Source organism: Acinetobacter sp. AOR43_HL (genome assembly GCF_027854635.1).
GTDB lineage: Bacteria > Pseudomonadota > Gammaproteobacteria > Pseudomonadales > Moraxellaceae > Acinetobacter > Acinetobacter pittii.
In genome coordinates this window covers 68,142-93,332 of record NZ_JAKTHX010000040.1, presented here as the reverse complement: position 1 = coordinate 93,332, position 25,191 = coordinate 68,142, and the positions used below count along the sequence as shown (strand labels likewise).

23 protein-coding genes are annotated in these 25,191 nt (G+C 41.3%); 18 read left to right on the top strand and 5 right to left on the bottom strand.

The window, feature by feature from the left end:
- Positions 1-15: 15 nt before the first annotated feature.
- Positions 16-717 carry an SDR family NAD(P)-dependent oxidoreductase gene (locus MKL33_RS20250; RefSeq protein WP_270907618.1) on the bottom strand — a complete coding sequence of 234 codons (702 nt, stop codon included), beginning with the start codon at positions 715-717 and terminating at the stop codon, positions 16-18.
- Between the two features lie 607 nt (positions 718-1,324).
- On the opposite strand from MKL33_RS20250, the gene MKL33_RS20245 reads away from it, so the two are divergent.
- The 5 genes from MKL33_RS20245 (at position 1,325) to MKL33_RS20225 (ending at position 4,298) form a co-directional block, all read left to right on the top strand.
- Positions 1,325-1,828, top strand: a complete 504-nt coding sequence (locus MKL33_RS20245; RefSeq protein ID WP_005079567.1) for a DUF2867 domain-containing protein — start codon at positions 1,325-1,327, stop codon at positions 1,826-1,828.
- An 80-nt stretch (positions 1,829-1,908) separates the two neighbouring features.
- Positions 1,909-2,610, top strand: coding sequence for a DUF1003 domain-containing protein (locus MKL33_RS20240; protein WP_016802481.1), 702 nt, complete (start codon positions 1,909-1,911; stop codon positions 2,608-2,610).
- Positions 2,611-2,721: 111 nt separating this feature from the next.
- Positions 2,722-3,387 carry an RluA family pseudouridine synthase gene (locus MKL33_RS20235; RefSeq protein ID WP_057067791.1) on the top strand — a complete coding sequence of 222 codons (666 nt, stop codon included), beginning with the start codon at positions 2,722-2,724 and terminating at the stop codon, positions 3,385-3,387.
- Positions 3,388-3,514: 127 nt separating this feature from the next.
- Positions 3,515-3,892, top strand: a complete 378-nt coding sequence (locus tag MKL33_RS20230) for a ribonuclease E inhibitor RraB (protein WP_069035888.1) — start codon at positions 3,515-3,517, stop codon at positions 3,890-3,892.
- A gap of 28 nt (positions 3,893-3,920) precedes the next feature.
- A complete protein-coding gene (locus MKL33_RS20225) occupies positions 3,921-4,298 on the top strand; it encodes a nuclear transport factor 2 family protein (RefSeq protein ID WP_270907617.1) in 378 nt (125 codons plus the stop codon).
- A 42-nt stretch (positions 4,299-4,340) separates the two neighbouring features.
- Here the strand turns inward: MKL33_RS20225 and MKL33_RS20220 are convergent, their stop codons facing one another.
- On the bottom strand, positions 4,341-6,431 hold the full coding sequence (locus MKL33_RS20220; protein ID WP_270907616.1) for a TonB-dependent receptor: 2,091 nt from the start codon (positions 6,429-6,431) through the stop codon (positions 4,341-4,343).
- A gap of 75 nt (positions 6,432-6,506) precedes the next feature.
- On the opposite strand from MKL33_RS20220, the gene MKL33_RS20215 reads away from it, so the two are divergent.
- A complete protein-coding gene (locus tag MKL33_RS20215; protein ID WP_270907615.1) occupies positions 6,507-7,652 on the top strand; it encodes a DUF1624 domain-containing protein in 1,146 nt (381 codons plus the stop codon).
- Between the two features lie 41 nt (positions 7,653-7,693).
- Here the strand turns inward: MKL33_RS20215 and MKL33_RS20210 are convergent, their stop codons facing one another.
- Positions 7,694-8,161: an Lrp/AsnC ligand binding domain-containing protein gene (locus tag MKL33_RS20210; protein ID WP_001247568.1), complete on the bottom strand. Its 468-nt coding sequence runs from the start codon at positions 8,159-8,161 to the stop codon at positions 7,694-7,696.
- A gap of 136 nt (positions 8,162-8,297) precedes the next feature.
- Between MKL33_RS20210 and MKL33_RS20205 the strand changes: the two genes are divergently transcribed.
- From MKL33_RS20205 to MKL33_RS20185, 5 genes are all read left to right on the top strand, one after another.
- The gene (locus tag MKL33_RS20205) at positions 8,298-9,563 is read left to right on the top strand and encodes a D-amino acid dehydrogenase (RefSeq protein ID WP_031947066.1); all 1,266 of its coding nucleotides are present in this window, start codon (positions 8,298-8,300) and stop codon (positions 9,561-9,563) included.
- Positions 9,564-9,583: 20 nt separating this feature from the next.
- A complete protein-coding gene (gene alr / locus MKL33_RS20200) occupies positions 9,584-10,687 on the top strand; it encodes an alanine racemase (protein ID WP_270907614.1) in 1,104 nt (367 codons plus the stop codon).
- Positions 10,688-10,697: 10 nt separating this feature from the next.
- Entirely contained in the window at positions 10,698-11,057 is a 360-nt protein-coding gene (locus MKL33_RS20195; protein ID WP_000071348.1) for a RidA family protein, read from the top strand.
- Positions 11,058-11,218: 161 nt separating this feature from the next.
- Positions 11,219-12,658 carry an amino acid permease gene (locus MKL33_RS20190; RefSeq protein ID WP_270907613.1) on the top strand — a complete coding sequence of 480 codons (1,440 nt, stop codon included), beginning with the start codon at positions 11,219-11,221 and terminating at the stop codon, positions 12,656-12,658.
- A gap of 370 nt (positions 12,659-13,028) precedes the next feature.
- The gene (locus tag MKL33_RS20185; protein WP_009387486.1) at positions 13,029-14,462 is read left to right on the top strand and encodes an amino acid permease; all 1,434 of its coding nucleotides are present in this window, start codon (positions 13,029-13,031) and stop codon (positions 14,460-14,462) included.
- Between the two features lie 57 nt (positions 14,463-14,519).
- Here MKL33_RS20185 and MKL33_RS20180 read toward each other — a convergent pair whose 3' ends face one another.
- On the bottom strand, positions 14,520-15,401 hold the full coding sequence (locus tag MKL33_RS20180) for a LysR family transcriptional regulator (RefSeq protein WP_017387402.1): 882 nt from the start codon (positions 15,399-15,401) through the stop codon (positions 14,520-14,522).
- 165 nt (positions 15,402-15,566) lie between these two features.
- Between MKL33_RS20180 and MKL33_RS20175 the strand changes: the two genes are divergently transcribed.
- The 7 genes from MKL33_RS20175 to MKL33_RS20145 all read left to right on the top strand — a co-directional run bounded on the left by MKL33_RS20175 (position 15,567) and on the right by MKL33_RS20145 (position 24,167).
- A complete protein-coding gene (locus MKL33_RS20175) occupies positions 15,567-17,084 on the top strand; it encodes a CoA-acylating methylmalonate-semialdehyde dehydrogenase (RefSeq protein WP_032063986.1) in 1,518 nt (505 codons plus the stop codon).
- 11 nt (positions 17,085-17,095) lie between these two features.
- Positions 17,096-17,986, top strand: a complete 891-nt coding sequence (mmsB, locus tag MKL33_RS20170; RefSeq protein ID WP_161283063.1) for a 3-hydroxyisobutyrate dehydrogenase — start codon at positions 17,096-17,098, stop codon at positions 17,984-17,986.
- Positions 17,987-18,063: 77 nt separating this feature from the next.
- The gene (locus MKL33_RS20165; protein WP_270907612.1) at positions 18,064-19,713 is read left to right on the top strand and encodes an AMP-binding protein; all 1,650 of its coding nucleotides are present in this window, start codon (positions 18,064-18,066) and stop codon (positions 19,711-19,713) included.
- An 11-nt stretch (positions 19,714-19,724) separates the two neighbouring features.
- Positions 19,725-20,852, top strand: a complete 1,128-nt coding sequence (locus tag MKL33_RS20160) for an acyl-CoA dehydrogenase family protein (RefSeq protein ID WP_068930296.1) — start codon at positions 19,725-19,727, stop codon at positions 20,850-20,852.
- 21 nt (positions 20,853-20,873) lie between these two features.
- Entirely contained in the window at positions 20,874-21,647 is a 774-nt protein-coding gene (locus tag MKL33_RS20155; RefSeq protein WP_002118081.1) for an enoyl-CoA hydratase, read from the top strand.
- A gap of 12 nt (positions 21,648-21,659) precedes the next feature.
- Positions 21,660-22,685, top strand: a complete 1,026-nt coding sequence (locus tag MKL33_RS20150) for an enoyl-CoA hydratase/isomerase family protein (protein WP_002118072.1) — start codon at positions 21,660-21,662, stop codon at positions 22,683-22,685.
- 120 nt (positions 22,686-22,805) lie between these two features.
- Positions 22,806-24,167 carry an MFS transporter gene (locus MKL33_RS20145; RefSeq protein WP_002118019.1) on the top strand — a complete coding sequence of 454 codons (1,362 nt, stop codon included), beginning with the start codon at positions 22,806-22,808 and terminating at the stop codon, positions 24,165-24,167.
- 123 nt (positions 24,168-24,290) lie between these two features.
- On the opposite strand, the gene MKL33_RS20140 is transcribed toward MKL33_RS20145, so the two are convergent.
- On the bottom strand, positions 24,291-25,187 hold the full coding sequence (locus MKL33_RS20140) for an EamA family transporter (RefSeq protein WP_005071928.1): 897 nt from the start codon (positions 25,185-25,187) through the stop codon (positions 24,291-24,293).
- Positions 25,188-25,191 lie beyond the last annotated feature (4 nt).

Genomic DNA, 25,191 nt, shown 5'->3' with positions numbered 1-25,191 from the left:
CTGTCATAAGAAATATTAAGCAGCTTGAATTGCTTCACCACAAAAGGAAACAGTTTCTTGTTTATGCTGGTGTAAATACCAGAACTGCTCTGCAACCGTTTCTGGATGCACCGTGTAGGTCTTATCTTGTGCTCCAGATGTCCCATCAACAAAACCATTCACAATCACTTGGCTCACATAAACATTTGAGTCAGCAAGACTATGAGCAAGTAAGTTGGTGGCTTTGTATTGAGCGGCAGCGGTAGTTGCTAAGGATGAGTACTCTTTAGCAACTAAATCGATACCCACTGCATCGAAAGCGAAAATTCCATTTGTCGATAAAATACTACCGTGGTTCTTCTCTAAATCGCCTAAGCAAGCTTGCACCGTCGCAATATAGCTCGAAACACGAATATGAAAGCTTTTAGTAAGCTCTAGTGGAGGGGTTTTTAAGATATTGCCTTCAATATCATGGAAAGCATTCCAATGAATATTTTTAATCTCTCCGAATTGATCTTTAATGCGTTGAATAAGATTTGGTATATCTTCAAGAACCGCTAAATCACATGCAAAAGCGTAAGCTTCAATACCTTGTGTTTTAAGTTCTAAAATAGCTTTTTCGAGTTTTTGGGCGTTTCGTGCCACTAACCCGATTTTATAGCCTTCTTTACCAAACTTATGTGCTACGGCTTTGGAAATACCCGTTCCATAACCAAAAATTATAATATTGTTGTTCATTATAAAGTTCCAAAAAACCAATTATTTGGTTAGAAATAGTTTATAATATGTTTTTATAATGTATTCAAGCGCAAAAGTTATCTCTAAGAATAGTACCCAAAGAATAAAAATGCTTAAAAGTGGGGATTAGGGAGTCAGCTTTACATGAGTTATTCGGCTAAACATGCGCGGTTGAACGAACTTCCAATTTGGCTTAAAAAATTTCTTGGTAAAATAAACCGAAAAACACAAATAAAGTGGAATTTAAATATAACTAATTATGTGTAAATGGGAATAAATTCTTTTAAATTTGTCTAATGGCGTAAAAATTCCCAAAAATAGTAAAAATTAGCTTTTCTTAGAAAAACAATCCCGCAGGGTGCTGGCTAAACTATATCTCAAGGGTGTGATAGGGATCGAAAAGAGTAGCATGCACCAAAACGTATAACGTTAGTGTGTACTCACCCAAAAGGTCTCGATTCGGCTTAGGACGCTATAGATCAAAAGTTTATAGGCACAAGGTTATAACTTACAAAGTTATGATTGTTGAAGTAAACCATAGATGTTTTCCCTTGACACCCTAAAAAATTCTCTATAATAAAAACGATACTTTACAAGAATATAATTTATGAATAAGCCTTATCTTTCTTCGCTACCTTCTGACAGTCAAATCTCATCTCAATTGAACAATGCCTACTTCCACGACTCGTGGAGCATTGTGCTTGGTCAACCTGATCTAAGTGTATTTGAGCAGCTTATTAAGCTATTTCAGCACACTCCGCAGTGGATAGAGTGGAGCATGAATATGCGTAATAAAATTACTTCAAAGATTGGGCTTAAAGATTTAGGAAGTTTTAAGCAGATTGATACTCATAAAAAAGAAAATGAGTATGTGGCAGGCGACCGAATTGGAATTTTTACTTTTTTGCAGCGTACCGAAAATGAATTAGTGATTGGAGACGATGACAAGCACTTAAATGTGACTTTATCTATTTATAAAAATGAAGATACCCAAGTGCTTACCGTAACTACAATAGTGCATATTAAAAATTGGCTTGGGCGATTGTATATGCTACCTGTAATTCCTGCCCATCGAAAAATCGTACCAGCGACTTTACAGATTTTAGGTTAGATTACTATTTTTATTTACGATGTGATCAGCCAAAATTGTTTATATAATAATCTTAATATCATAATAAAGAGCTGAATAATATGGAGAATAAAAATCAGTGTCGGCAGTGTGCCGTTTGTGGGAAAAATTTTCCTTTAAAAGATCTAGTGTCTGGTGAAGTCATCCGTAATGTGATTAGCGACGAAATTTTAAAAGACTATCCAGATTGGAATTACTCAAGTTTTATTTGTCGGGCTGATCTGGCAGATTATCGAATTAAATATGTGCAGTCGCTATTACGCTCGGAAAAGGGTGAGTTATCTAATTTAGAAAATGAAGTGATCGGCAGTATGCAACGCCATGAGTTGATTAGCCGAAATACAGAGTCGGATTTTGATCAGAATTGGACATTTGGAGAAAAGTTAGCAGATAAGATCGCGACATTTGGTGGTAGCTGGGCTTTTCTCATTTGCTTTGCTCTATTTTTGACAGGCTGGATTATTCTAAATACGGTGGTGATGGTTGTACGTCCCGTCGACCCTTATCCCTTTATTTTGCTGAATTTAGTATTGTCATGTTTAGCTGCAATTCAGGCGCCTATTATTATGATGAGCCAAAATCGCCAAGAAGCAAAAGACCGCTTACGTTCGCAACATGACTATCAGATTAATTTAAAAGCCGAGCTTGAGATTCGCCATTTGCATGAAAAAATGGATCATCTTTTGTCGCATCAATGGGAAAGGCTTGCGCATATTCAAGAAATTCAGCTTGATCTTTTAGCTGAAATGAATAAAAAACGATAAAGATTTTCTGAGTTTCACGTGGAACATGAGTAGAGCGTTATAGATTATTTTGCGGTAGAACCGAAATTTCTTTATGATTTGCCGCCATGCTCCATTGCTGCTTCTACAACCATGCCTTTAAACGACAACTTTGTTTACGCTCCACCACAAGATCCACTTTCAATTCTATTTGAAGATGATGATTTAATTGTGGTTGATAAACCTGCGGGCCTGTTGTCGGTAATGGGACGGTTACCTGAGCATCATGACAGTGCTTATTTAAGGGTGCTAGAAAAGTTCCCTTTAGCGAAGGTCACACATCGTTTAGATATGGCGACATCAGGCTTACTCATGTTTGCCAAGCATCGCGATGCAGAAGTAGCGGTAAGTAAAATGTTTCAGGCCAGAACAGTTAAAAAGCATTATATTGCTTTGGTGCAAGGCCAAGTCACACAAGAGGGCAGCGTTGAAGTTCCTCTCATTACTGACTGGGAAAATCGTCCAAGACAAATTGTACATTTTGAATTAGGCAAACATGCTAAAACCTTGTTTCAACCGCTCATCTATGATGAAAAGAACAATCAAAGTCGAGTATTACTTGAACCAGTAACAGGACGTTCGCATCAGTTACGTGTACACATGATGCATATAGGACATCCGATTATGGGGGACAAGTTATATCACCCTGAGCCTAAACGTTTTCACTTAAACCGTATGGCCTTACATGCCGCATATTTGGCTTTTCAGCATCCATTGAAAGGAACAGATGTAGTCATTGAATCACAAGTGCCTTTTTAAAATTTATATAATTAAAAGAATTAATTTGATGCAATTGGGAACCGAATATATACCCAAACTGCAATAAAAGTCGGGTATTCTTGATGTTGAATAATATTAATACTGCGACAACAACAAGGATCATTTTATGACTCGTGACTACGAACAATTTCCAGATGACGATAACGGCAATGTACTTTGGCAAATGGCTGAAGATGGGGATGATTTAACCGAGCTGCATGAAATTGAATTTTCTATTGCTTTTCATGATCAGAAAAATGCAGAGCAATGTGCACTCTATTTGCTTTACCAAGAACAAAAAGTTTCACTTTTTCAAGATGACTCTGTTGAGCCAAATGAATGGGTAATTACTATCTTCGTTAACATGGAACCTGAGTATTCAGATATTGTTGACTTAGAACAATGGTTTGCCAGCATAGCTGAGAAATTTCAGGGCGAATATGATGGATGGGGCTGTATGGCTTATGTCTTCGAGGAAGACGACGAAGAAGATCTGTTGCAGTAAGGTCTAAAATAAAAAGTAGGAGATAAATATGAACTTATCTCAAAAACAAATTGCAGTGCGGTTTTTAGAGCTTGCCGCAGCTGGTGAAGTCGATGAAGCCTATAGCAATTACACCGCGCCAAACTTCAAGCATCACAATCCTTATTATGCGGGTGATGCGATTTCTTTGAAGGAAGGGATGCGTGAAAGTGCAATTGAAACGCCTAACAAAGTCTTTGATGTTCAACATGTCATTGAAGAGGGCGATTTGGTTGCTGTGCATTCAAAACTTGAAATGCAAATGAATGGGTTAACCACCTTGGCCGTGGTTCATATTTGCCGCTTTGAAAAGGGTAAAATTGCTGAGTTTTGGGATATTGGCCAAGTACAGTCCGACCCACTCGTCAATGAAAATGGTATGTTCTAATCAAAAGCCCGAAATAATTCGGGCTTTTGATTTATGTATGAATTAAAACTTCCACTGTGCCGAAATTGAGGCGTTCAGGGGTTCACCTGGTTGAACCCATAAATCGCTATAGCTTGAGACATAGTAGGTTTTATCAAACAGGTTGTTTACATTAAGCTGATAACGTAAACGATCAGATGGGGCATAGTAACCATTTAAATTGACCAGCGTATAACTTGGTAAATTAAAGCCATTGTCTAGGTTATGTCCGCTACGCTCACCCACATAAGTGAGATTGGCACCTACGCCTGCTTTTCTTGCACCTTCTTGTAGAAACTCATAATTGGTACTTACAGCGCCTTGGTGTTTTGGAACATTGCTTAGACGAGCGCCTTTTTCCAAGTCTTGGTCTTTTTCAATTTGAGCATCGGTATAGCTATAGTTGGCATTGACGAACCAGCGATCAGTGATCTGGCTATTTAAGTCAAACTCAACTCCTTTACTACTCACTTCACCTGCTGCGGTTTGAAAATTACTGTCGATTGGATCGGTTGTCAGTACATTCTGTTTTTTCATTTTAAACAGAGCGAGACTCAGCACACTTTGGTCGTTTATTTTATATTTTGTGCCGACCTCATAACTTTCGCCTTTTTCAGGGGCAAAAGTCTGACCATTTCGATTCATACCACTATTCATGGCAAATGAGCGGCCATAATTGCTATAAAACGCCCATTGGTCAGAGGCTTTAAAATTTACTCCGAAACGTGGACTATTCTGGTGAAGCGTTTGGTTGCTTTCAGTCTGAGTCAAATGATTTTTAAAGTCTTGTTCGACCTGATCAAAACGATTGCCGAATAGCACGCTCCACTGATCATTGAAAAAGATCTGGTCTTGTACATTCAGTGCAAAGTAACGCTGCTGTTCTTTGGTGTTGGTAAACGGAGTGAGGTTCGGTAAATATTTGCCGTATTCAGGTTGGTAAATATCAATTGTGTTTGGCATACCAACACTGTGATTACGACGAAGCTGGTTTTGCTTATAGTCAAGTTGACCAAGCTCGGTTGAAAGTAAAATTTCATGGCGAGCCCAAGAGGTATCAAGCTTGCCAAGTAACTCTGTCTGAGCTAGGACATCTTCACTTGTATAGTCACGATAGCGACGTTGACGTTCTAAAGTACGTCCATCGGCTTGCATACGCCGAGGTTCGGTTGCAAAGCCGACCATTTTGGCATCTTTATAGCTGACCGCACTATTTAGTTTCCAGTCAGGATTAAACTCGTGACTCAGACGTAATTGGTAAAAGTAATCTTTTATTTTTAAATCGCCGTCGTCAGGTTCACCTGTAAATGTTTTCGGGTCCATCACAAATTGGTGATGGACTGTGCTGACCCCACGGTCAAAGGTTCCTTTATGCTCAGTAAATTCACTGTCAAAGTCGAGTTGCGTTTGGTCTGAAATTTTCCATGTAAGCTGTGGTGAAAAGAACCAGCGTTCACTGCTGACATGATCACGGAAGCTTTGATTATCTTCGTGAGCCACTGCTACACGATAGGCCAGTTCATCGTTAATAGGTGCGGTATGCTCCAGACTAATTCGATATTGTTCTTGAGTATTGGCACGTAGGTTAAGTTCACTTTCACTTTGCCATTGTGGCTTTTTACTGTTGAGGTTAAGCAAACCACCTGCTTCGCCGCGACCATATAAAGCTGCCATCGGTCCTTTTAAAAACTCTAAAGATTCAATATTTACGACATCTTTTGGGGCACTAATCCCTCGGTTGACACTCAAGCCGTTGCGGATCATAGAGGCGCCTAAATTGGGGTCGGTACTAAAACCGCGGAAAGAGTAATTATCCCAAAAGCCACCACCGAAACTGTTTTGATGAAAAACCCCGCTCACTAAGCTTAATGCGTCATCAATCCGTTGAACGTCTTGTTGTTCGATCATTTGTTTTGAAACATAAGCACGGTTAAAAGGGACGTCCAAAACATCGTGAGAAAATTTAGTTGCCGAGCTATTTTGGCTCAGATCTTCTCGGGTGCTTTCAGCCTGAATGCGTATGGTCTCAAGTACCGTTGATGTTTCCTCTCCCCAAGTGAGTGTCGATATAAATGATAGACCTAACGAAGACAGCAATCCTAATTTGTGTCGCATAAATAATCAGCCATAAAAAGACAAAAGGTATTAAATGTAATAGTATAACGTTACATTATTTTGTTGATTACCGCTATGTCTTTAGAAAAGAATATTGAACGTTTACAGTCGATTGATGCATTGCGTGGTTTGGTGATCATCATTATGTTGCTCGACCATGTAAGAGAAACTTTCTATTTACATAAACAGGTTACCGATCCAATGGACGTAACAGTAACAGAACCAGCATTATTTGGCAGTCGATTATTGGCCCATATTTGCGCTCCGGTTTTCGTACTTTTAACCGGTATTTCTGCGTTTTTATTTCAATCAAAAAAACAGGACTTACAACAAACGCGTGCCTTTCTATTAAAACGTGGCTTATTTTTAATTGTATTAGAGCTTACGCTTGTGAATTTTGCATGGACAGCAACTTTTCCACCCGAAGTCATTTATTTACAAGTGATCTGGGCGATTGGTATTAGCATGGTGGTGCTAGCATGCTGTGTGAGTTTACCGTTACCAGTCATTGCGAGCGCAGGTCTAGTGATTGTTTTTGGACACAATTTATTAGATTCAGTGCACTTCTCACAAGGCGTCTTACAAAATATATGGTTGGTTTTACATGACCGTGGTTGGATTGAGATTGCAGGCATCAAGCTTCGCACAAGCTATCCTGTTTTACCTTGGATTGGGGTGATTTTATTGGGCTATGCTTTAGGTCAGTTCTTTAGTTCAAAATATTCAGCAAAGCAAAGAGGCCGCGCTTTACTCAGCCTTGGTTTAGTAAGTATTGGGCTATTTGTTTTATTGCGTTTTATCAATATCTATGGCGACCAGCCTTGGCAACATTTTGAGTCATTCCAACTGAGTCTCATGAGCTTTTTTAACCTCACTAAGTATCCGCCGTCTTTATTATTTATTTTGCTAAATGTTGGAATTGGCTTAATTGTGCTCGTTGCTTTTGAGCGTATGCAGCAATACTCATTTTTAAAACCATTCGTGGTATTTGGCTCGGTGCCGATGTTCTTTTATTTATTACACTTATATATGCTGAAATTGATGTATGTGTTCGCACTCAGCGTGTGGGGAGCTAACTACGGGAATTATTTGTCGGTCAACCATGTGTGGATGCTATGGCTAATTACAATTGTACTGTCTTTTGTACTTTATCCAGCAGTTAAGTGGTTCTCTAAGTTCAAACATCAAAACAAACATATTTCGATTTTAAAATATTTCTAATTTTCAAAACTTGAGTAAAGCGAGTTCAATGGAGCTTCGCTCTACTTGCTTACATCTAGATATAGAGTTTCTTTGACTTCTTCCATAACCACATAACTGTGTGACGATGCCGAAGCAGGGAGTTTCTTTAGCAGATCTCCCAATAAGCGGCGATATGCACTCATTTCTTTTAAACGCGCTTTTACGAGGTAATCAAATTCGCCTGAAATAAGGTGACATTCGAGTACTTCAGGAATCTCAACTAAGTCTCTGGCTACCTGATCAAACACATCGCCTGATTTGGCAGATAACTTAATTTCTAAAAAGACGAGAAGGTTACGATCTACGTAAGCTGGGTTTAGCCGAGCGTAATAACCCATGATAATGCCATCGCGTTCTAGGCGTTTTACACGCTCTGAACAGGGGGTGGTCGACAGGTTAACTCTCGATGCCAATTCACTAATCGCAATTCGTCCTTCACGCTGCAAAATGTCCAGAATCATGCGATCTATACGATCTAAGGGGCGCATAGATATTTCCTCTTTTTTTAAAATTCTCGCGAGAAAAACATAAATTTACCTAGATTATACCCTAAAAAACAGTGAAATAAACTATTGAAGCAGAAATATACTAGTTAAATAAACTGGTGTGCGTGAGGGAATGGAAATGCGCGTAATTGTATTAGGTAGCGGCGTTATCGGAGTGGCAAGTGCCTATTATCTAGCTCAACAAGGAGCTGAGGTCACTGTTCTTGACCGTCAGGCAGGCCCTGCTGAAGAAACAAGCTTTGGTAATGCAGGTCAAATTTCGCCAGGGTATTCGACCCCTTGGGCAGCACCAGGAATCCCTTTTAAAGCTGTGAAGTGGATGTTCCAACATCACGCACCGCTTGCGATTAATTTAGATGGCAGCATGTGGCAGTTACAGTGGATGGCGCAAATGCTAAAAAACTGTAATCCACAAAGTTATGCTGTGAACAAAGAACGTATGATGCGTGTGGCTGAATACAGCCGTGATTGCTTACGTGAACTTAGAAAAGATACAGGCATTAATTACGAAAACCGTGCGAAGGGTACGTTGCAGTTATTCCGTAAAGAAGCACAAATGGAAGCGGTTCAACGCGACATTAGCGTGCTACAAGAGTGCGGCGTAAGCTACGAATTATTAAATGGCAACGAACTTGGTCGTGTAGAACCCGCTTTGGCAAATGCGCAAGATAAACTCGTTGGTGGTTTACACTTACCAAATGACGAGACAGGTGACTGTTATTTATTTACCAATGCTTTAGCTCAAATTGCTAAAGAGTTAGGTGTTAATTTCCAGTTCAACCAGAACGTAGAAAAATTGATTGTTGAAGGCGATGAAATTAAGGGCGTTCAGGTCAATGGTAAGGTCTTAACCGCAGATCGTTATGTTTTAGCGTTTGGTAGCTATTCACGTGATTTCTTGAAACCACTTGATCTACAGTTACCTGTATATCCTGTGAAAGGTTATTCGTTGACGATTCCAATTGTTGACCCTGCTTTTGCTCCGCAATCTACAGTGCTTGATGAAACCTATAAAATTGCGATTACTCGTTTTGACCAACGTATTCGCGTAGGTGGGATGGCTGAGTTAAGTGGCTTTAACTTAGGCCTGAATGAAGACCGCCGTGCAACATTGCAAATGGTGACTCAGGACTTGTTCCCGGGCGGCGATATGGCACAGGCGTCTTTTTGGACTGGTTTACGTCCAATGACACCAGACAGTACACCGATTATTGGCGCAACTCGCTTTAAAAATCTGTTCTTGAATACAGGTCACGGTACTCTAGGCTGGACCATGGCGTGTGGTTCAGGAAAATTAATCAGTGACATCGTATTGAATCACAAGACTGATATCAGTACCGATGGCCTTTCAATTCAGCGTTATTCACACGCGCATGCTGCATAACGGACGTTAGGAAAGTAATCATGCCTCGTCCTATTACCGCAGTCATCCACCGTCAAGCCTTACAAAATAACTTGGCGGTGGTACGCAAGGCTATGCCAAACAGTAAGGTCTTTGCCGTTGTAAAAGCCAATGCTTATGGACACGGAATTGAACGTGTTTATGAAGCGTTTAAAGCAGCAGATGGCTTTGCCTTACTTGATCTTGATGAAGCAAAACGCATTCGTGCTTTAGGTTGGACAGGTCCAATTTTATTGCTCGAAGGAATTTTCTCTCCTCAAGATTTATTTGATTGTGTGCAATATCAACTCAGTTTCACTATTCATAGTGAAGCGCAAATAGAGTGGGTTCAAAAACATCCTTATCCTGCTCAATTTGATGTTTGCCTAAAAATGAACAGTGGTATGAACCGTCTTGGTTTTAAACCACAACACTATGTTCAGGCTTGGGAACGTTTAAATAACTTGGCAAATGTGTCCAAGATTACGCACATGATGCATTTTTCAGATGCAGATGGCGATCGTTTCGGACAGCAGGGCATTGATTATCAAATCACTGCATTTGAAGAAATTATTAAAGATTTACCAGGTGAAAGATCGGTAAGTAATAGTGCGGCAATTCTGCGTTATCAAGACCAGCTCAAATCAGATTATGCCCGTAGCGGCATCATGCTGTATGGCAGCTCGCCAGACTACCCGACGCATAGTATTGCGGATTGGGGCTTACAACCCACCATGAGCTTACGCAGTGAAATTATTTCCGTTCAGCATTTAGAGCCGAATGAAAGCGTGGGTTATGGCTCAAACTTTGTCGCAGAGCAACCGATGACAATTGGGATTGTCGCTTGTGGCTATGCAGATGGTTATCAACGTATTTCACCAACAGGTACGCCTGTTTTAGTGGACTCAGTCCGAACTCGCACAATTGGTCGTGTCAGCATGGATATGTTGGCAGTCGATTTAACGGGCATTGAGAGTGCCAAAGTTGGTAGCGAAGTGGTGCTCTGGGGCCAATCAAGTACAGGCGTCGTTTTACCTATTGATGATGTCGCTATTTCATCCGGTACGGTGGGCTATGAACTGATGTGTGCCGTCACTGCCCGTGTTCAATTTATTAATCAGGTATAAGGAAATCCGAATGTCAAATTCAGATATACAAAAGATTAACACTAACGAAGTCATGAGCGCCGTGACTGTTTTTAACAAAGTAGTTTATTTGTCAGGTCAGGTACCTAAAAATACCGAACAAGACGTGGCAGGCCAAACTCGTGAAATTCTTGCAACGATTGATGAACTTTTGGCATTAGCCAACACTGATAAATCTCGTCTGCTCTCTGCACAGCTCTATTTAAAAAATCTTTCTGACTTTTCAACCGTAAATGCAATTTGGGTTGACTGGTTAAAAGGGTGTGTTGCTCCATCGCGTGCCACAATTCAGGCCGATTTGGTCAATCCAAATTGGTTAATTGAAATTGCCGTGACGGCAGCACAAAAGTAATTCGTTTTTACTCCAAAAATGATGATGTATCTAACAGAAGGAAGATAGATACGGTTTAACCAGTCATTTTTGGTGAACAGATTCAGTGACCTATGGCATACGGTTCAATTTTCGCCATAGGTTGCTGATCTTAACAAAGGAATTCAAAAAGGAATTTTAATATGACAACGGCTCGTCATTCAGATACGGAAAATTCTCCTGATCATCTGCAACGAAAACTGTCTAACCGTCATTTACAACTGATTGCAATTGGCGGTGCAATTGGAACCGGCCTATTTATGGGTTCGGGCAAAACTATCTCCCTCGCAGGTCCTTCAATCCTTTTGATCTATATGATTATTGGAGGAATGTTCTTTTTCTTAATGCGTGCAATGGGCGAGTTGCTCCTTGCAAATCTGCATTACAAATCTTTTGTTGATATGGCTCATGATCTGATTGGTCCTTGGGCTGGTTATTATTTGGGCTGGACTTATTGGTTAGGTTGGGTGCTGGTGGGTATTGCGGACCTTTCAGCAGTCATTAACTATTTAGGTTTCTGGCTACCTGACGGTGTAAGTTTCTCACCAATACAGCAAGCCATGATTAGCGCAGGTTGTGTGTTGTTTGTGATGGGTCTTAACCTCCTAACAGTACGCCTATTTGGTGAAATTGAATTCTGGTTTGCTCTTATTAAGATCTTGGCGATTATTGGTCTGATCGGAGTGGGCGGCTACATGATTTTCAGCCATTTCCAAGCTCCGCAAGGCGCTGTCGCAAGCATCAGTAATGTTTGGTCACATGGCGGTTTATTCCCGAAAGGTACAGAAGGCTTCTTGGCAGGATTCCAGATTGCTGTATTTGCTTTTGTCGGGGTGGAACTCGTAGGTACAACAGCTGCTGAAACCAAAGACCCGCAGAAGAATTTACCGAAAGCAATTAACGCGATTCCGGTACGTATTATTTTGTTCTATGTACTAGCACTCTTTATTGTGATGTCAGTAACGCCTTGGGACCATATTCGTGCAGACAAAAGTCCGTTTGTTGAGTTGTTCTTAAATGCCGGTATTCCTGTTTCAGCCATCATCATGAACTTGGTGGTACTGTCTTCGGTGATGTCTTCAATGAACAGCGGTGTGTTTTCAACCAGCCGTATGCTGTTCGGTTTATCAAAAGACGGTCAAGCACCAGGTGCGTTTGGTCGTTTATCAAAACGTGCCGTACCTTCAAATGGTTTGATTTTCTCTTGTACCTTTATCATGGGTGGAGCGGTACTTCAGTACTTTGTTCCAAACACGATGGAAGCATTTACTTTGGCAAGTTCACTTTGTGTGATTCTATTCATTAGTGTCTGGAGTCTTATCATGGTGTGCTATTTACGCTACCGTAAATTACGTCCTGAATTACATGAAAAATCAACATTCAAAATGCCAGGTGGTGTTTGGATGAGTTATGTTGTTTTGGCATTCATGCTTTTCACTTTAGTTATTTTGGCATTAGAGCCAGATACATTGAAAGCTTTATATGTCAGTCCAGTATGGCTGGTCATTTTAGGTGTTACCTATCATGTGTTGTATAAACCACGCATGAAAAAACTAGGACGTGAACTCGCCAACGATCATTAAGTTTTATTAAAAAGCCAATCAATCATGATTGGCTTTTTTTATTTTTATTAGATTTTTTATCGGAATAATATTGTTTATTTTTGGATCAATAGAGCAGTTTGGAGGGTATTGGAAAAGTACATATAGCAGGATCACATGCTACACTTCGGCTAATCTGGAACCCCAGATTGATTAATTAAAATTGCCGTGAAGGCAGTACATAAATAATGTGACTTAAAAAAATCAGGACAAACGATTTATCAATTAAGGAAAAAATATACTTGAACATCTTGTCCTGAGGTATAGACTCAGCAACCCACGATATACGGTTCGTTTTTCTCCCTATAGGTTGCTGATTTAAGTTAAGCAAAATATAAAAAGGACTTCTAATATGACAATGGTTCATCATTCTGATGAGGCAAGCTCCCCTGATCATTTACAACGGAAATTAAATAATCGCCATCTACAAATGATTGCAATTGGCGGTGCAATTGGAACCGGCTTATTTATGGGCTCGGGCAAAACCATCTCCCTCGCAGGTCCTTCAATCCTCGTTATCTATATGATAATTGGTGGCATGTTCTTTTTTCTGATGCGTGCATTGGGTGAACTACTGCTTGCCAACTTACATTACAAATCATTTGTCGATATGGCTTATGATTTGATCGGACCATGGGCTGGCTATTATATAGGCTGGACTTATTGGTTAGGCTGGGTACTAGTCGGTATTGCTGATTTGTCTGCGGTCATTAACTATTTAAGTTTCTGGCTGCCCGAAGGCGCCAGTTTCTCACCTATGCAACAAGCCATGATTAGTTCAGGTTGTGTACTATTCATTTTAGGACTTAACCTTCTTACCGTTAAGCTATTTGGTGAAGTTGAATTCTGGTTCGCACTCATTAAGATTTTGGCCATTATTGGCCTGATTGGAGTCGGGGGTTACATGCTCCTCACTCATTTTCAAGCTCCGCATGGCGAGGTTGTGAGTGTAAGTAATGTGTGGTCGCATGGCGGCATATTTCCAAAAGGCGTAAGCGGATTTTTGGCAGGTTTCCAGATTGCCGTGTTTGCCTTTATTGGCGTTGAATTGATTGGTACAACAGCCGCTGAAACGAAAGATCCAGAGAAAAATCTACCGAAGGCGATTAACGCGATTCCTGTACGTATTATTCTATTCTATGTGTTGGCACTCTTTGTGGTGATGTCAGTAACACCTTGGGATCACATTCGTGCAGATAAAAGTCCATTTGTTGAGTTGTTCTTAAATGCGGGTATTCCGATTTCAGCCATCATCATGAACTTAGTTGTACTGTCTTCAGTGATGTCTTCAATGAACAGCGGTGTGTTTTCAACCAGTCGTATGCTGTTCGGTTTATCGAAAGATGGTCAGGCGCCAAGTGCTTTGGGGCGTTTATCAAAACGTGCCGTACCTTCAAACGGTTTAATCTTCTCATGTATTTTCATTATGGGTGGGGCAGTGCTTCAGTACTTTGTTCCAAACACCATGGAAGCATTTACTTTGGCAAGTTCACTCTGCGTAATCCTGTTTATTAGTGTATGGCTTCTGATCATGGCATGCTATTTACGTTACCGTAAGTTGAGTCCGGAGTTACATGCTAAATCGACCTTTAAAATGCCAGGCGGGGTGTTGATGGCGTATGTTGTCATTGCATTCTTCTTGTTCACTTTAGTGATTTTGGCACTAGAGCCAGATACATTAAAAGCGGTATATGTTAGTCCATTGTGGCTAGTTGTTTTAGGCGTTAGCTATCATGTGTTTTATAAACCACGCATGAAAAAACTAGGTCAAGAAACTTTTGATTAATTATTGCTAATTTCAAAAAAGCCAATCATCCGTGATTGGCTTTTTTATTTAGATTCTTTAATCAACCAACAAATGCTGATATTTGTCAGCTTGTTTGCGTAGATAATCCCAGACGAGTTTAATGCGCGGTTCATGTTGTAAATCAACAAAGGTCAGCATCCAAAACGTGTGGGTAAAGCGAACTTGTTGCTCTAACACTTCTTCAAGTTCCGGTTTATCATCTGCCAAAAACTTGGGCAAAATCGCAAGTCCTGCGCCAGCACTCACCGCAATTTGTTGGGCCAAAATACTGCTGCTACGGAAGTTAGCATTCAGCTTTAAAGGTAAACGTTCTAGACAATACAACTCAGGGCTATACACCAGATCATCAATATAGTTCACAAAGCGATGTTGGGTTAAATCTTCTAAGGCACGGATAGGCGGGTTTTGAGTCAGATAGTTTTTGCTACCATAAATTTTTAAACAATAATCTGATAATCGCGTAATGATGTAAGGGCCAGACGTAGGACGATCAATTGATACCACAATATCTGCCTCACGGTGTGAAAGCTTAATCATTTTTGGCACTGGAATTAGGTCGATGGTGAGCAGTGGGTATTGAATCGAGAACTCAGCCAGTAAGCGTGCTAAAAACGCAGTACCAAAACCTTCCGGTGTGCCAATTCGCACACGACCTTGCAAAGGTTGATGTGGTTTTTCAATTTGTAAGAAAGCTTGTTCCATTTGCTCAACTCGAGGAACCAGTGCCATCCCTTCGAGTGTCAGCTCATAACCCGTCGCTTCACGCTTAAACAGCGTTGTACCCAAAGCAAGTTCTAGGGCCTGAATCCGTCTTGCAACCGTACTGTGCTCGACACCAATAATTCGCGCAGCATTGGTTAAGGTTTTAGTCCGAGCTAAAACCAGAAAAAAATGTAGATGATCCCAATCCACTTTCATTTTTTTTGTCATCCTTGTGCATATTTGCACAACAATCGTGCATGAATTTCCGTTGGTGGTCAAAGTTTTCTTTGCTAGTCTCAATTGAAACTGGAATAAAGAAAATACATAGATAAGTATTTTCTAATAATTGAACACAATAAAAATATGGCCTACGGAGAGGTTATGAACACAATCCAAAAAATCGAATTGGAAACCGCTAAATTACTCATTAACGGAAATTTTATCGAATCTGAAACACAGGAATGGCAAGATATTGTTAATCCTGCGACTCAGGAAGTGATTGGTCGCGTACCATTTGCAACGGTTAAAGAAGTTGACGCTGCTATTCAAGCTGCACAAGATGCTTTTGCTTCTTGGCGTCAGACTCCAATTCAGGCACGTATGCGCATCATGCTTAAGTTACAAGACTTAATCCGTGCCAACATGAAGGAAATTGCACAAGTACTAACGGCTGAACAAGGCAAAACCTTGGCAGATGCTGAAGGTGATATTCAACGTGGTTTAGAAGTGGTTGAACATGCCTGTTCGGTCGGCACTTTGCAAATGGGTGAATATGTTGAAGGTGTAGCGCGTGGTGTAGACACTTATACCTTGCAGCAACCTTTGGGTGTATGTGCGGGTATTACGCCGTTTAATTTCCCAGCCATGATTCCACTTTGGATGTTCCCAATGGCAATCGTGTGCGGCAATACATTTGTTTTAAAACCATCAGAACAAGATCCATTATCAACCATGATGCTGGTTGAGCTTGCGATTCAAGCTGGCGTTCCAGCAGGTGTGCTCAACGTTGTGCATGGTGGCAAAGAAGTGGTTGACCGTTTGTGTACCCATAAAGACATTAAAGCGATTTCATTTGTAGGTTCAACAGCAGTTGGAACACATGTTTATAACCTTGCAGGGCAACATGGTAAACGTGTGCAGTCGATGATGGGTGCAAAAAACCATGTTGTGGTCATGCCTGATGCCAATAAAGAACAAACCTTAAATGCTCTAGTCGGCGCAGCGTTTGGTGCAGCAGGGCAACGTTGTATGGCATTGTCGGTTGCAGTCATGGTCGGTGACAGCAAACAATGGATTCAAGAGTTAGTTGAAAAAGCGAAAACCTTAAAAGTAAACGCAGGCCATGAGCCAAATACTGATATTGGCCCTGTCATTTCAAAACGTGCTAAAGCGCGAGTACTCGACTTAATTAATAGCGGTGTTGAGCAAGGTGCAGAGTTACTACTCGATGGTCGCGATGTTCAAGTACAAGGCTATGAAGCGGGCAACTTTGTAGGTGCAACGATTTTTAGTGGCGTAAATACCGACATGCGTATTTATAAAGAAGAAATCTTTGGTCCAGTTCTTTCAATTATTTGTGTCGACACACTTGATGAAGCGATTGCGCTTATCAACGCCAATCCATTTGGTAACGGTGTAGGTCTATTTACACAAAGCGGTGCGATTGCACGTACTTTCCAAAACCTCATTGATATTGGCCAAGTCGGTATCAATATTCCAATTCCTGTGCCAGTGCCTTTCTTTAGCTTTACAGGTTCAAGAGGTTCAAAACTGGGTGATTTGGGACCATACGGCAAACAGGCTGTGCAGTTCTATACCCAAACCAAAACCATTACCAGTCGCTGGTTTGAAGATAGCCATGAAGTTGGCGGTGTAAATACAACTATTAGTTTACGTTAAGGGGATCACGGATGAATATCGCCTTTATCGGTCTAGGCAATATGGGCGGCAAAATGGCCCATAACCTACTGAAAGCCGGAATCAAAGTTTATGGTTATGACCTCAGTGAAGTTGCTATTCAGCACTTCGCCGAAGCAGGTGGTGTGGTCTGCGATAGCCCACAGGCTGCAGCGAAACAAGCTGATGTGGTCATTAGCATGTTGCCTGCGGCCAAGCATGTTAAAGAAGTTTACTTGGGTGAAAATGGTGTATTGGAAGTGCTAAAAGCAGGTAGCTTATGCATTGATAGTAGTACCATTGACCCACAAACCATTAAAGACATTGCTGCTGTTGCGCATGGTAAAAATATTAAAATCTGTGATGCACCAGTTTCAGGTGGAACCATTGGTGCTCAAGCCGGAACTCTAACGTTCATGGTGGGTGCCGATGAGCAAACCTTTAACGAAGTGAAACCTGTGCTCAGTCACATGGGCAAAAATATTGTTCATTGTGGTGATGTCGGTGCAGGTCAAATTGCCAAAATCTGTAATAACCTGATTTTAGGTATTTCAATGGCTGCTGTTGCTGAAGGTATGGCACTCGGTGTAAAGCTGGGCATCGACCCACAAGCATTAGCAGGCGTCATTAACACCTCAAGCGGTCGTTGCTGGAGTTCGGATGTGTGTAACCCATGGCCGCATATTAATGAAAATGCGCCAGCATCTCGAGGTTACCAGGACGGCTTTGCAACTCAGCTGATGCTAAAAGATTTGGGTCTTGCAGTAGAGGCCGCGGGCCAAGTCAAACAACCAGTTGTATTAGGTGGCATGGTGCAACAGCTGTATCAGCAAATGTGCATGCGTGGTAATGCCAATCTCGACTTTTCGAGCATTATTCAGCAATACCTGCCACAAGAGGCATAACGGTAAAGCCAAAGGATGGCTTTAAACACATTAAACCCTGTCGTGAATAACAACAAATCCGGACTGAGGGAAAAGATATGATGGATTATCAAAATGCTGCACAGACTTTCGATTTGGAAAGCACTGCAAAACAGATGTTATCAGGTTCACTTGATGCCTTAAATGCTTGTTATGAATGCTGTGATCGACACGCAGATGGCGACAAAATTGCGCTGTATTGGCAAGGAAAAGACGGACGAAAAGAGCAATATACTTTCCGTGAATTAAAAGAGTGGTCGAGTCAGTTTGCCAACTTTTTAAAATCACATGGTGTAAAAGCAGGCGACCGTATTTCAGGTCTATTACCAAGAACACCCGAATTGATCGTGACTATTTTTGCAGCTTGGCGAATTGGTGCTGTCTATCAACCACTATTTACTGCATTTGGCCCAAAAGCGATTGAGCACCGTATTCAGCTTGCACAAAGTAAGCTGGTGGTGACCGATACGGGCAACCGTAGCAAGCTTGATGAAATTGAAAATTGCCCTGCAATTGTGACGGTGGCCGATGCACAAGGTACTCCCCTTAAAGCAGGCGATTTTAACTTTTGGAATGAAGTAAAACAGCAGTCTGATCAATGTGATTTGGTTATGCGTAGCATCCAAGATCCTTTCTTGCTCATGTTTACTTCAGGCACTACAGGGCCAGCTAAACCATTGGAAGTGCCATTAAAAGCACTAATTGCCTTTGGTCGATATATGCAAGATGCCATTGGTTTAACCGAAGAAGATTCGTTTTGGAATATTGCCGATCCGGGTTGGGCGTATGGTCTGTACTATGCGATTACTGGGCCGTTATTCTTGGGTCACGCTACTTTGTTTTATGAAGGTGGTTTCAGCACAGATAGCTTATGCCAAATTGTGAAAGATTATAAAGTTAACAACTTGGCAGGTGCACCAACGGCTTACCGTATGATGATGGCGGCTGATCCAGCACAAATGACGCCGTTAAAAGGGCAGTTCCGTGTAGTGAGCAGTGCAGGCGAACCACTGAATCCAGAAGTAATACGTTGGTTTAAACAAGTGCTTGATGCTCCGATTTATGACCATTACGGACAAACTGAAGTGGGCATGGTGGTGTGTAATCATCATGGTTTAAAACATGAAATTCATGCTGGTTCCGCTGGCTTTCCAAGTCCGGGCTATCGCGTTGCGATTGTCAATGAACAAGGTGAAGAACTTCCGCCAGACACACCGGGAATTTTAGCAGTCGACATTAGCCAGTCTCCAATGATGTGGTTCGGCGGCTATAAAGAAAGCCGAAAATCGCCTTTCGTTGGTCATTACTATTTAACTGGCGACACTGCCGAGTTACATGCCGATGGCAGCATGAGCTTTGTTGGTCGTAGTGATGATGTAATCACTACATCGGGTTATCGTATTGGACCTTTCGATGTAGAAAGTGCTTTGCTTGAACACGACGCTGTAATTGAAGCAGCAGTGATTGGTGTACCTGATCCGGACCGTACCGAAGTGGTTAAGGCCTTCGTAATTTTAGCTGCGGATACTCAACCTTCCGATACACTTGCTGAACAACTCAGTCAATTTGTAAAAAAACGGCTTTCTGCACATGCGTACCCACGTTTAGTTGAATTTGTCAGTGAATTACCTAAAACTCCAAGTGGTAAAATTCAGCGCTTTTTATTGCGTAATCAAGAAATTGCTAAACAACAAGCTAAAGCAGGGTAAAGGAAATAACAATGCAATTTACCGAAGAACAATTACTCATTCGTGATATGGCGAAAAGTTTCGCCCAAGAACAAATTAAGCCTAATGCCAGCGATTGGGATCGAGACGGGACATTCCCGAAAGAAACCTTGGCTCAAATGGGGCAACTCGGTTTTATGGGTATGCTTGTTTCAGAGCAATGGGGCGGTTCAGACACGGGTAACTTAGCCTATGTACTGGCGCTTGAAGAAGTTGCGGCAGCAGATGGCGCAACCTCAACCATCATGAGTGTACATAACTCGGTTGGCTGTGTGCCTATTTTAAAATTTGGTACCGACGAGCAAAAAGAGCGTTTTTTAAAACCTTTGGCGCAAGGTGAAATGATCGGCGCTTTTGCTTTAACTGAACCACATACTGGCTCAGATGCGGGAGCCATTAAAACCCGAGCGGTGAAAGATGGCGACGATTACATTTTAAATGGTGCCAAGCAGTTTATTACCTCGGGTGATAATGCGGGTGTCATTATTGTGTTTGCAGTGACTGATCCGAGCGCGGGTAAAAAGGGTATTAGTGCATTTTTAGTCCCACGTGAAACACCGGGCTATGAAGTGATTCGTGTTGAAGAAAAACTAGGTTTGCATGCTTCAGATACGTGTCAGATTGCGCTGACCGATGTGCGCATTCATAAAAGCCTCATGCTTGGCAAAGAAGGTGAGGGTTTGAAAATCGCTCTTGCCAATTTAGAAGGTGGACGTATTGGTATTGCTGCACAAGCAGTCGGTCTAGCACGTGCAGCGCTCGAAGAAGCGACTCGCTATGCCAAAGAGCGTATTACTTTTGGAAAACCAATTTTTGAGCATCAAACCATCGCGTTTCGCCTTGCTAGTATGGCAACTGAAATTGAAGCAGCGAGACAACTAGTTCACTACGCTGCGCGTTTAAAAGAAGCAGGTCAACCGTGTCTCAATGAAGCTTCAATGGCTAAGTTATTTGCTTCAGAAATGACTGAACGCGTGTGTTCGAGCGCACTACAAGTGTTTGGTGGCTATGGCTATCTCAGAGACTTCCCAATTGAACGTATTTACCGTGATGCGCGTATTTGTCAAATTTACGAAGGCACGAGTGATATCCAGCGTTTAGTGATTGCACGTAGTCTATAAAATCAGAACAAGGAATAAATAATGCAGTGGCAAAGTATTTTATTAGAAAAGCGTAATGGGGTTGGACTGATTACATTAAATCGCCCTCAAGCGCTCAATGCCTTAAACAGTGAATTAATTAGTGAAATTAATCAGGCATTAGATCAGCTCGAAAAAGATCGTGAAATTGGCTGCATCGTATTGGCAGGCTCAGAAAAAGCTTTTGCCGCAGGAGCTGACATTAAAGAAATGGCTGATTTGGCATTTCCTGATATTTATTTAGATGACTTTTTTCATCTTGCAGACCGTATTGCACAGCGCCGTAAACCTCTAATTGCAGCGGTGAGTGGCTATGCATTGGGTGGTGGCTGTGAGTTGGCGCTGATGTGTGATTTTATTTATTGTGCTGATAACGCCAAGTTTGGTTTACCCGAAATCACTTTAGGGGTGATTCCGGGTATTGGTGGCACACAACGCTTAACCCATGCGATTGGTAAAGCCAAAGCAATGGAAATGTGCCTTACCGCTCGTCAAATGGGTGCTGTAGAAGCAGAGCAAAGTGGTTTAGTTGCACGTGTGTTTACTAAAGAAGAATTACTTGAACAAACCTTGCAAGCCGCTGAAAAAATCGCAGCACGCTCTTTAACTGCAAACATGATGCTTAAAGAAACTATTAACCGCGCTTTTGAGGTGAACCTCACTGAAGGCTTACGTTTTGAAAGACGTATGTTCCATTCAATATTTGCAACATTTGACCAAAAAGAAGGAATGCAGGCATTCGTTGAAAAACGAAAGGCAAATTTTAAAAATCAATAAGAGATCAATAAAATGAATACAGAAAATCACTTAATGATTGAGCAACAAGGTAAGTTGGGCATGATTACCTTAGACCGTGTGACTCATCTCAACGCATTGTCGCTAGATATGATTAAAAGTATTGGCACCCAATTGGAACTGTGGCGAAATGATGCTGCTGTTCAGGCAGTGTTAATTAAGTCAAATAGCCCAAAAGCCTTCTGTGCAGGTGGAGATATCCGCTATCTCTATGACAGTTATAAAAATGGCACGGCCGATTACAAAGGCTACTTTAGTGCCGAATATAAAATGCTAAATATACTACGTGAATATGAAAAGCCAATCATTGTTGTGCTTGATGGCTATGTATTAGGTGGTGGTTTTGGCTTGGCTCAGGCTTGCCACATTGTGGTGAGCAGTGAAAAATCCAGATTTGCCATGCCTGAAACAGCGATTGGCTTTTTCCCAGATGTTGGTGCAACTCATTTCCTGTCTCGCCTTGATGATATTGGTGTTTATATGGCCATTACGGGTGAGCAGATCAGCAGTAGTGATGCGCTTTACCTCGATTTAATTGACTACCATGTGCCAAGCGAGCAGTTACAAGCTTTGCAAGATGCTCTCGTTGACGCGCCAAGTTTAAGCAAAGAGGGAATTGAACGCATCATTACCCGATTTATTACTCGTCCTGCTGAAAGTGAACTCAAACAATTGGCGGAAGGTATCCGTAAACACTTCGGATATCAGCATTTAGATGAAATCGAGCAAAGTCTTGAAAATGAAAAAGATGAAAGCTTAAAGACTTGGGCAAGCAAGATGCTCAGCATTTTGCAGCAGCGCTCATTTATTGCCAAACAAACCAGTTTAAAACTGCAACATTTAGGTCGAGGTCTCTCTTTACCTCAGTGCATGCAGCTTGAACGTGATTTACAGGATATCTGGTTTGAGCATGGTGACTTTATTGAAGGTGTCCGCGCTCTCATTGTTGATAAAGACAAACAACCACAGTGGCAAGAACGTAATTCGAAATTTGAGCCAATTTTAGAAAAATTGAGCTAAACCGTATTAGAAAAACATAAAAAGCTTAAGGAGATAAAGCGAGACCTGAAAATGCTTATGGTCAGGGCTGGTCATAAGCATAAAAAAGATAAAACAAGAAAATCTAAAAAGGATATTACGATGCAATCAATACATGGAAACGGTTCAAATACTAAAAAGTCGTCACATCGATTAGCAGGTATCTCTAGCATGGTCGGCACCACCATTGAGTGGTATGACTTTTTTATTTACGGTGCGGCGGCGGCGCTCATTTTTAATAAGCTATTTTTCCCAAATCTGGATGCACTTACCGGCGTGCTTGCTGCATTTGCCACCTATGCCGTTGGATTTATTGGAAGACCATTAGGCGGCTTAGTCTTTGGTCATTTTGGTGACAAGATTGGCCGTAAATCGATGTTGCTACTGACCTTGATGCTCATGGGGATCCCAACCGTACTGATTGGCTTATTACCGACTTATGAATCAATTGGATATTGGGCTGCGATTGGTTTGGTTGTCTTACGATTTATTCAAGGGATGGCAATGGGCGGCGAATGGGGCGGTGCTGTACTGATGGCTGTTGAACATGCTCCCGAAGGTGGTAAAGGGTTTTGGGGAAGCTTGCCTCAAGCTAGTACAGGTGGTGGCTTAATGCTAGCCTCAATCGCGTTGGGTCTGGTGTCGTTATTACCTGAAGAAGCACTGTTTAGCTGGGGTTGGCGTTTACCATTTCTTGCCAGTATTATTTTACTGGCAGTGGGTTGGTATATTCGTGTAAAAGTGCCAGAGTCACCAGATTTCGAAAAAGTAAAACAACAGTCTGAAGAAGTCAAAGTTCCTGCTTTACAGGTTTTTAAAAACCATCCAAAGCAACTCATCACTATTATTTTGGCTCGCGCTGCCGAGAATGCATGGTTCTATATTGCCTCAACATTTACATTGGCTTATACCACTGCACAACTTGGAATTCCACGCCAAGACATTTTATTTGCCACCATTTGCGGCGCAGCCGTGATTTTATTTATGACGCCGTTATGTGGACATTTGTCAGATAAAGTCGGCCAACGCAATATGTTTATGTTTGGCCTATGCATACTGGCGCTTTACTGCTATCCATTTTTTACCATGCTCAATACAAAAGATCCGGTATTAGTGTGGACAGCAATTGTTTTAGCAATTGGCGTTGTGTTCCCAATTATGTACGCACCACAAGCTCAGCTTTTTGCCCGTCAATTTCCGGCAGAAATTCGATATAGCGGAATCTCGATTTCGGTACAGTTGGCTGGTGTATTAGGTGGTGGTTTGGCACCGATGATTGCTACTAAATTGTTGAGTGTCGGGCAGGGTAATCCATATCTAATTATGCTTTATATTGGAAGTATGGCTGTAGTCGCAATTATATCGACGTCATTTATGCCTTGTGATAAAAGCTTTGTAGTAGATACGCATCATACAAACCCTAAAAATTTAAATCTTAATACGAATGCTTCAGATCATTCTTGAGCTATTTGGAGAATAAAGGCCTAAGTTTTTCTTAGGCCTTTATTGAGGTAAGCTTAAAATTAAGATAATGACGATATATAGCTGTTGTAGAGATGAGATTGGTTTTTGTACGAATATATTGTATCAGGGGTGAAGTGGCTTTTTTCCAATCAAATGCGTTTTGATTTTTTGTCCAAGTAGATGAACCATTAAACCTAGCATCACAACAACAGAACCAAGCCATTGCCAGTTATTTAAATGTTCATCTAAAAAAATATTGGCAAAAATCATACTAATAACAGGAACCCATAACGAAAGTGGGCTAATCTTGGCTGCTGGATAACGTGTCAGCAAATAAATCCATAAACCATATCCAATAATAGTTGCGAAATAAGCTAAGAAAGCAGCAGCTCCCAAACCACGCCATGTTAAGGCGTGCCAGTCTACAACGACACCTTGCCAACCTGTATCTTGGATAGCGAATAATAAAAACCAAAGAGGAGTAAGAATATTTCCCCAAACGACTAACCCGATTGGATTAATGGACCCCATTCGTTTTATAACAATATTTCCACATGCCCAAGAGAATGCTGAACATAAAACGAGTATCAAGCCTAATAAAGGGATATGACTATGCTGTTGACCTAATGCAATCAGTAATAGTCCTAATGATGCGATAACGATTGCTAGCCATTGATTCCAAGATGCTTGCTCCTTAAGAAGAAATACAGCAATCATCACTGTAAAAAAGGCTTGTGATTGCACAACTAAAGCAACTAGCCCAGTAGGCATACCTGTGGCAATAGCACTAAACATAAAGGCAAATTGAGAAAAGTTGCTAATAAACCCATATGCCAAGAGCCATTTCCATCCGACTTGTGGAATACGAATAAAAAGTAGAGCGGGGATTAGAACTAAAATATAGCGTAAACATCCCAACATCATGGGGCTAATTTCACTCACACCAACTTTCATAAAATAAAAGTTAATACCCCAGATGAACACCACTGCAAAAGCAGCGAGTTTATCTTTCAACAACATGTGC

Excerpts from the sequence above, each read along its gene's own strand:
- MKL33_RS20185 (WP_009387486.1), top strand. The coding sequence starts at position 13,029 with ATGACAATGGTTCATCATTCTGATGAGGCAAGCTCCCCTGATCATTTA.
- MKL33_RS20210 (WP_001247568.1), bottom strand. The coding sequence starts at position 8,161 with ATGCGCCCCTTAGATCGTATAGATCGCATGATTCTGGACATTTTGCAG.
- MKL33_RS20175 (WP_032063986.1), top strand. The coding sequence starts at position 15,567 with ATGAACACAATCCAAAAAATCGAATTGGAAACCGCTAAATTACTCATT.
- MKL33_RS20155 (WP_002118081.1), top strand. The coding sequence starts at position 20,874 with ATGCAGTGGCAAAGTATTTTATTAGAAAAGCGTAATGGGGTTGGACTG.
- MKL33_RS20165 (WP_270907612.1), top strand. The coding sequence starts at position 18,064 with ATGATGGATTATCAAAATGCTGCACAGACTTTCGATTTGGAAAGCACT.
- MKL33_RS20150 (WP_002118072.1), top strand. The coding sequence starts at position 21,660 with ATGAATACAGAAAATCACTTAATGATTGAGCAACAAGGTAAGTTGGGC.
- MKL33_RS20215 (WP_270907615.1), top strand. The coding sequence starts at position 6,507 with ATGTCTTTAGAAAAGAATATTGAACGTTTACAGTCGATTGATGCATTG.
- MKL33_RS20250 (WP_270907618.1), bottom strand. The coding sequence starts at position 717 with ATGAACAACAATATTATAATTTTTGGTTATGGAACGGGTATTTCCAAA.
- MKL33_RS20190 (WP_270907613.1), top strand. The coding sequence starts at position 11,219 with ATGACAACGGCTCGTCATTCAGATACGGAAAATTCTCCTGATCATCTG.
- MKL33_RS20240 (WP_016802481.1), top strand. The coding sequence starts at position 1,909 with ATGGAGAATAAAAATCAGTGTCGGCAGTGTGCCGTTTGTGGGAAAAAT.
- MKL33_RS20180 (WP_017387402.1), bottom strand. The coding sequence starts at position 15,401 with ATGAAAGTGGATTGGGATCATCTACATTTTTTTCTGGTTTTAGCTCGG.
- MKL33_RS20245 (WP_005079567.1), top strand. The coding sequence starts at position 1,325 with ATGAATAAGCCTTATCTTTCTTCGCTACCTTCTGACAGTCAAATCTCA.
- MKL33_RS20235 (WP_057067791.1), top strand. The coding sequence starts at position 2,722 with ATGCCTTTAAACGACAACTTTGTTTACGCTCCACCACAAGATCCACTT.
- mmsB (WP_161283063.1), top strand. The coding sequence starts at position 17,096 with ATGAATATCGCCTTTATCGGTCTAGGCAATATGGGCGGCAAAATGGCC.
- MKL33_RS20160 (WP_068930296.1), top strand. The coding sequence starts at position 19,725 with ATGCAATTTACCGAAGAACAATTACTCATTCGTGATATGGCGAAAAGT.
- MKL33_RS20140 (WP_005071928.1), bottom strand. The coding sequence starts at position 25,187 with ATGTTGTTGAAAGATAAACTCGCTGCTTTTGCAGTGGTGTTCATCTGG.
- MKL33_RS20225 (WP_270907617.1), top strand. The coding sequence starts at position 3,921 with ATGAACTTATCTCAAAAACAAATTGCAGTGCGGTTTTTAGAGCTTGCC.
- alr (WP_270907614.1), top strand. The coding sequence starts at position 9,584 with ATGCCTCGTCCTATTACCGCAGTCATCCACCGTCAAGCCTTACAAAAT.
- MKL33_RS20145 (WP_002118019.1), top strand. The coding sequence starts at position 22,806 with ATGCAATCAATACATGGAAACGGTTCAAATACTAAAAAGTCGTCACAT.
- MKL33_RS20220 (WP_270907616.1), bottom strand. The coding sequence starts at position 6,431 with ATGCGACACAAATTAGGATTGCTGTCTTCGTTAGGTCTATCATTTATA.
- MKL33_RS20230 (WP_069035888.1), top strand. The coding sequence starts at position 3,515 with ATGACTCGTGACTACGAACAATTTCCAGATGACGATAACGGCAATGTA.
- MKL33_RS20205 (WP_031947066.1), top strand. The coding sequence starts at position 8,298 with ATGCGCGTAATTGTATTAGGTAGCGGCGTTATCGGAGTGGCAAGTGCC.
- MKL33_RS20195 (WP_000071348.1), top strand. The coding sequence starts at position 10,698 with ATGTCAAATTCAGATATACAAAAGATTAACACTAACGAAGTCATGAGC.